The organism is Methylomonas rivi, assembly GCF_024505165.1.
Taxonomy (GTDB): domain Bacteria; phylum Pseudomonadota; class Gammaproteobacteria; order Methylococcales; family Methylomonadaceae; genus Methylomonas; species Methylomonas rivi.
In genome coordinates this window covers 1-1,078 of record NZ_JANIBK010000329.1, presented here as the reverse complement: position 1 = coordinate 1,078, position 1,078 = coordinate 1, and the positions used below count along the sequence as shown (strand labels likewise).

The 1,078-nt window shown below is 55.1% G+C and carries 1 protein-coding gene; it reads right to left on the bottom strand.

All coding sequences use genetic code 11. The features are described from left to right. Positions 1 to 456: 456 nt before the first annotated feature. Positions 457 to 936: a winged helix-turn-helix domain-containing protein gene (locus tag NP596_RS21520; protein WP_256617426.1), complete on the bottom strand. Its 480-nt coding sequence runs from the start codon at positions 934 to 936 to the stop codon at positions 457 to 459. Positions 937 to 1,078: the final 142 nt, after the last annotated feature.

Sequence of the window (1,078 nt, the reverse complement as noted above, 5' to 3'; positions counted from 1 at the left end):
GGCGAAGGCGGCTCGGTTGCGCAGCCCGCCAGCAAAACCAGTGCCGCGCTCGCGAGCGCGCGGCACATTTTATCCATCGAATAGCCGAAGAACGCCGGCGCGCCGGCGAGAAACATAACCATTATTTTGCCCGTATTTCGTTGCCCGCACGAACGCCGCGAACATGCCGCGCCCGATTCGTTTACGTTGATGATTGAAGGATTTGTTTGAACGGATTGGATTCTACAAAGCCCTGCTTAAAATCGGATGAGGCTGAAATTATGATTGGGTTAAATTTAGCCGCGGGAGATTAAAGAAAGTAAGGAAAATAATGGGGCGGGTAGGGGGGGGCAAATGCGGCGGGGGCCGGCTGCAACCTCAAGCGAAAAACCTCAGCCGGCGGCCTTAACGCCAACGATTGAAAGAACCTTGGCTCGCGGCGGTTGCGAGCCAAGGCTGAAACCAAGGCAAAGGCGCTTACTTCAAGGCAACTACTTCAATCCGGTCGGCGATAGCGATGCTGATTTTGTCTTCCTGCGCCAGCCAGCCGATGCCGCGCTGGATGATTTTTTCCTCTTCCGGCAGCTCCTTTATCAATTTGGCAACGGACGTCTCGCCGTTTCCGGACAAGTAATGCCAAATACTACCGGCGGTCAAACCGACCCGTTCATGCATGGGCAATTCCGGTGCCGTTGCCTCGGGCTTGGAGGCTTTGGCTTTGGTTTTTGCCGGCGCAACGGCCTTAGGACTGGGTTTTTTCGCCGCAGTGTCTGCCGCGACAGCCGGAACCGCTGGTTCGGCCTTGGCTTTTGGCGCCACGGTTGCGGGCTTTTTTTCCGGCGCCGGGCGGGTGCCGGTTTTCTTAGGCGCCGATTCGGCGGCAGCCTTGGGCGCAACGGCGGGTTCTACTTTAACTTTTGCAGCTGGAGTTTCGGTGGAGGCGTTGGTCTTTTTCATGGCGAATTATCCCTAAAAAACAAAGCATGCAGTATAAACCATTCGGAATTAAACCCGCTCCGACAGTTAACAAGCATTGGAATTTCGCCTCCAATGGCACATTAAATCAGCATCCGATCAATAGCGACGGCTTCTCGCCATT

Bases quoted from the DNA above. Each gene is read 5' to 3' on its own strand.
- NP596_RS21520 (WP_256617426.1), bottom strand. From the start codon at position 936: ATGAAAAAGACCAACGCCTCCACCGAAACTCCAGCTGCAAAAGTTAAA.